Source organism: Geminicoccus harenae (assembly GCF_019800005.1).
In the GTDB taxonomy this organism is placed as follows: Bacteria; Pseudomonadota; Alphaproteobacteria; order Geminicoccales; family Geminicoccaceae; genus Geminicoccus; species Geminicoccus harenae.
In genome coordinates this window covers 1-5,286 of the sequence record NZ_JABGCL010000088.1, presented here as the reverse complement: position 1 = coordinate 5,286, position 5,286 = coordinate 1, and the positions used below count along the sequence as shown (strand labels likewise).

Annotated in this window: 4 protein-coding genes; 2 read left to right on the top strand and 2 right to left on the bottom strand. The window is 71.5% G+C overall.

Annotated features, from left to right (window positions below; all coding sequences use genetic code 11):
• Nucleotides 1–89 precede the first annotated feature (89 nt).
• Nucleotides 90–851, bottom strand: coding sequence for a DUF899 domain-containing protein (locus HLA95_RS26655; protein WP_191062532.1), 762 nt, complete (start codon nucleotides 849–851; stop codon nucleotides 90–92).
• A gap of 89 nt (nucleotides 852–940) precedes the next feature.
• On the opposite strand from HLA95_RS26655, the gene HLA95_RS26650 reads away from it, so the two are divergent.
• Together HLA95_RS26650 and HLA95_RS26645 are read left to right on the top strand one after the other, a co-directional pair.
• Nucleotides 941–2,164 carry a helix-turn-helix domain-containing protein gene (locus HLA95_RS26650; RefSeq protein WP_222185039.1) on the top strand — a complete coding sequence of 408 codons (1,224 nt, stop codon included), beginning with the start codon at nucleotides 941–943 and terminating at the stop codon, nucleotides 2,162–2,164.
• Between the two features lie 10 nt (nucleotides 2,165–2,174).
• The gene (locus HLA95_RS26645; protein WP_191060944.1) at nucleotides 2,175–2,831 is read left to right on the top strand and encodes a Vgb family protein; all 657 of its coding nucleotides are present in this window, start codon (nucleotides 2,175–2,177) and stop codon (nucleotides 2,829–2,831) included.
• Nucleotides 2,832–2,840: 9 nt separating this feature from the next.
• Here HLA95_RS26645 and HLA95_RS26640 read toward each other — a convergent pair.
• A partial coding sequence (locus tag HLA95_RS26640; RefSeq protein ID WP_222185037.1) for a thioesterase domain-containing protein occupies nucleotides 2,841–5,286 on the bottom strand: 2,446 nt, incomplete at its 5' end.

Genomic DNA, 5,286 nt, shown 5'->3' with positions numbered 1-5,286 from the left:
CGATCAGGGCCAAGAGGAAGGCTACCGCTACCGCGAGATGAAGCGCGCGCCGGAAACGGTGGGGTGAGGGACGCGGTCGCGTGGGGTTCTCAGCCCTGCGCGTACTCGTCATGCCGCCGCCACCAGATGCCCGCCTCGTTGCGTCCCTTGGGCGCCCGGTCGAGCCACTGGTACATGCCCCACAGGCCGTCCAGCCCGCGCGCATAGGTGGAATAGGCGTGATAGACGACGCCATCCTCCAGCACGAACGTGCTCATGCCCGGCAGGTCGCGCGTGAAGCTGGCCGGATCGGTGCCGCAGCTGGCGGCGATGCGCACGAGCGGCTCCGTGGGCGTCGGGTCCGCGTCCTGGGTGCTGCGGCGGAAATTATACTCGGTCGTCCCGGCGCGCTGCTGCTCCTCGGTGACCGCCACGTTGAAGTCGAAGTTGAAGTCGCTGCCGTGGGCGGACGCCCATGGGAAGGTCCAGCCCATCCGCTTCTGGTACGCCTGCAGCCGGGCGAGAGGTGCCCGCGACACCGCGCAGAGCGTCACGTCATGATTCGCCAGATGGACGGCAAAACCATTGAAGCCATCGGCGATGGCCGAGCAGGATGGGCAGCCCGCCTTCCAGTCCAGCCCGAACATGAAGTGGTAGACGAGGAGCTGCGAGCGCCCCTCGAACAGGTCGGCCAGCGTCGCCGTGCCCCGTGCAGTCTCGAACCGGTAGGTCTTGTCGACCCGCACCCATGGCAGCGCCTGCCGCTGCCGCGCCAGCGCATCGCTCTGCCGCGTCAGCTCCTTTTCCGCCTCCAGCAGCGCCAGCCGCGCTGCCAGCCATTCTTCCCGCGTGCCGGTCGCATGTCCGGTCATGATCCGTTGCTCCTTGCCGGTTGGTCGTCGCGGCAGAGGTTGCTACCGGTAGCGGGACGGCGAGAGTGACAAGTGTGGCGGGATTCCGAGTGGACTCGCTGATCACGGCTGCGGCGCGCGCGCTGGCCGCGGGTGATCCGCTGGGAGCACTGAACCGGGTGGCGCTGCGCCAGGACCCGCCGGCATTGGCGCTGCGCGGCATCGCCATGGCGCAGCTAGGCGACCTCGACCGGGCCAGGGCGCTCATGCGCAGCGCGGTGCGCGGCTTCGGGCCACGGGAGGCGGTGGCCCGTGCCCGCTGCACCGTGGCGCTGGCCGAGATCGCACTCGCTTCGCGTGACCTCCATGGGTCGGCCAAGGCACTCGCCGCGGCCCGCGCGACGCTGGAGCGGCATGGCGACCGCGCGAACGCCATGCATGCGCGCCATCTGGAGGCCAGGCACCTCCTCCTGCTCGGCCGGCCCGACGAGGCGGAAGGCCTCTTGGCCGGGCTGGATCCGGCCCTGCTGCCGCCAGCGCTGCAGACCGCGCACGAGCTGGTGATGGCAGGCATCGCGATCCGCCGCCTCCGCATCGCCCCGGCCCGCGCGGCGATCGCACGGGCCCGGCACAGCGCGCGCCTGGCGGGCATCGCGGCATTGGCGGCAGAGGTGGAGCGCGCCGCCCGTGTGCTGGACACGCCGGCAGCCCGCCTGGTCGCCCCGGACGGCGGCCGCATGCTCCTGCTGGAGGAGGTCGAGAGCCTGCAGGCGTCGGACGCGCTGATCGTCGATGGCTGCCGCCACGCCGTGCGCGATCCGCATCACGTGGTCCCGCTGGCGAACCGGCCGGTGCTGTTCGCGCTGGCGCGCGCCCTGGGCGAGGCCTGGCCCGCGGACGTGCCGAGGGACGTGCTCCTCGTCCGCGCGTTCGGCGCCAGGCAGGTCGACGAGTCCCATCGCGCACGGCTGCGGGTGGAAGTCGGGCGGCTGCGAGCAGTGCTGGAGCCGCTGGCCTCGGTCAGCGCCACGGCGCGGGGCTTCCGGCTCACGCCCTACGAGGCAGAAAGGGTCGTGGTGCTGGCCCGGCCCGTGGAGGAGCGCCACGGCGCGGTGCTGGCCCTGCTCGCGGACGGCGAGGCATGGTCGAGCTCCGCCCTGGCACTGGCGCTGGGGACCAGCCAGCGCAGTGTGCAGCGGGCCCTCGATGCGCTGGCCGCGAGCGGCAGGGTCTGCCCGTTCGGCCAGGCACGCGCCCGCCGCTGGACGGCCGCTTCGCCCGTACCGGAAATCGCGACGACCTTGTTGCTCCCGGTTCCGCTGCCGGGCGGCTAGGCTCGTGCGCATGACCAGAGCACCCGCCGACATCCTGCAGGAATACGGGCCCTTTGCCGGCGTCGATGCCGTGCACGGGGTCACCTTCGATGGCCGCCATGTCTGGTTCGCCTCGGGCGACCGGCTCAACGCGCTGGATCCCCTGAGCGGCCAGGTGGTGCGCGCGCTCAGGATCGCCGGCGATGCCGGCACCGCGTTCGATGGCCGCCACCTGTTCCAGCTCGCCCGAGACCAGATCCACCGGATCGACCCCGCCACCGGCAAGATCGTCGCCACGATCCCGGCACCAAGTGGGGACGACTGCTCCGGTCTCGCCTGGGCGGAGGGCACGCTCTGGGTGGGCGGGTACCGGAGCCGGAAGATCCACCAGCTCGACCCGAAGACCGGCGCCATCCTGCGCACCGTCGAATCCAGCCGCTTCGTCACCGGCGTCACCTGGGCCGGGGACGAGCTCTGGCATGGCACCTGGGAAGGTGACGAGAGCGAGCTCAGGCGGGTCGACCCCGGAAGCGGTGAGGTACTGGAGTCCCTCGTCCTGCCACAGGGCCTGGGCGTGTCCGGGCTGGAGTCCGATGGCGGCGAACGGTTCTTCTGTGGCGGCGGCCCGAGCGGCAGGCTGCGCGCCATCCGACGGCCGGGGAAAGCCCGGGCCGGCGGTTCCACCTAGACCGGCTGCTCAGACCGGTTCGGCGGCCTCCTTCAATCCCTCTACGCCGGGTCGTGCCAGGACATGCGACCTGAGCATGGCGGCCAGGTGCGGCAGCCGCTCCGCGTCGAGCATGCCCAGATGGTCGCCCGGCACCAGCTCGACGGTCACCTTCCCCTGGACGAACGGTGTCCAGCCCAGCGCCGGATCCTCGAGCGCCCGGCCGCTCTCATAGTTCCGGTATTCCTCGGGGAAGCCGCCTTCGGTCCGGAACAGGGTGAGCGGGCCATCATAGCCCCTGGGCTGGTAGGCCACCATGGCACGGAAATTGGCCTTGAACACGGTGAGCAGGCCGTCCAACGCCACGCCCAGGTCGACCAGGCCGCTTTCGCCCAAGGCGTGCATCGTGCGGGCCATCTGCTCGTCGGGCGGCAGCTTGCGGAGCTGGTCCAGCGGTTCCGGCAGCCGGTCGCCATAAAGGGCGTAGAGGGCGCGGACGATGGAGCCTTGGGCCACCTGGTCGTTCTGGAAGTCGTCGAGGCTGCTTTCGGTGACGACCGTGTCGAGCATACCCAGGAACGCCACCTCCTCGCCCTGGAAGCGGAGCTGGCGGGCGGCCTCGTAGGCGACGTGACCGCCATAGGAATGGCCCAGCAGCAGGTATGGCCCGCGCGGCTGGCGGACGCGCATCGCGGCGACCAGATAGGCCGCCTGCGCCTCGATCCGGTCGAGCGGCGCCTCGCCGCCGAAGAAGCCCGGCAGCTGCAGGCCGGCCAGGGCCAGGTCGGGGCCGAGATGCTGGGCCAGGGTCCGAAGATAATAGGGCAGCGCCACCACGCCCGGCACGGTGAACAGGATCGGCCGGCCGGCAGAGTCGCCGAACATCACCAGCGGCTCGGCCGGCCCTGCCTCGGCCGGTAGCTCCAGGGCGGCGGCGATGCCGCGCACGGTCGGGTCGGCGAACAGGGCCGACATGTCGAGCGAGCGGCCGGTGGTTTCGCGCAGCCGGCGCTGGACCATGACGAGCTTCAGCGAATCGGCGCCGAGGTCGAAGAAGGACTGGGTGGGTGATGGCGCCGCGGTGCCCAGCGCCTCGCCCACCAGTTCGGCGATGCGCCGCTCGGCCGGGCTGGCCGGCTGCTCCTGCACAGCAATGGCGGTCGCCTCGGCGGCGACCGTCCGGCCGAGTGCCGCCCGGTCGACCTTGCCGTTCGAGGACAACGGCAGGTGCTGCAGGCGATGGAAGAAGCGGGGCACCATGTAGTCGGGCAGGCGCTCGGCCAGGAACCGGCGCAGCGTCGCACTGAGGCCGCCTGAGCCCTCCACCGCACCTGTCACCACGGCCGGCGTCGAGGCCAGGAGGACGTCCAGGCCCAGCCGCTCGCCGATGCTGCCGCGCACGGACGGGATGTCGACCCGGGCAAAGCCGGCTTTGGCCAGCACGCTGCGCCAAGCGTCGCGGCCCAGCAGCGGATGGTCCTGGCGCAGGTCCCCGTCGGTGAAGGAGTCGAAGCCGGACTGCAGCCCCATGCTCAGGTCGTACCAGGGCAGGAACCGGGTCTCCTCGATCATCACCAGCACGCCCCCCGGGCGCAGCCGCTGGCGGATCGAGGCAAGTGCGGTGGTGATTTCGGGCACGGCATGCACCACGCTGCTGGCGATCACCACGTCATACTGCTCGGCGGCAGCCTCCACCGGCGCCATCAGGTCCAGGCGCGACAGATGCAGCCAGGGCTGATCGCCCAGGCGGCGCTCCGCCATGTGGATGAAGTGCTGGCTGACATCGGTGAAATGATAGGTGATGCGGTCCAGCGGCAGCTGGTCGTGCAGGCCCGCCAGGGTGGTGCCGAGCCCGGCGCCCACCTCCAGGATGGCCAGCGGCTGCCGTTCGGCGAGCTTGCGGATCGTGCGGCCCAGTACCTGGTAGGGCACCTGGAACAGCTTGGCATAGACCTCGGGCGTGCCGGCATCGAGATAGATGTCGCCGGCATGGCGCCGGCCGGTCAGGATGTCCGGCAGCTCGGCGGTCAGCCGCTGCAGGAGCTTGAGGTCGGCCGCGCCGAAGCCGAACCGGTCGAACGCGGCGAAGTCGCGGAGTGGATCGTCGGCCGCGGCGTCGCGACCGTGGCGACGGATCAGCGCCATGGTGCGGGCGAGCCAGCGGCGATAGCCCGGCACAATCCGGCAGCGGTCCATGACCTGGTCGATATCCGGCAGCCCGTCCGGGCCTGCCGGCAGATCGAAGGCGCCGAGCTTCGCCAGTGCGTCGGCGGCAGCGCCGGCGGTGAACCGGGCCAAGCGGTCGGTGGCCGCGTCAAACACGGCCGGCTCCACTGGCACGGCCGTCGTCGTAACTGCCGCCGCGGCTGCTTCTGTCGCCTCCGCCCAGAGGTCCCCTTCCGCCCCGGCCTCCTCCGGCACGACGAAGGCATGGAGGGTCTTGCTGTGCGGCTGGCCGGGGGCGGGCAAGGCGGCA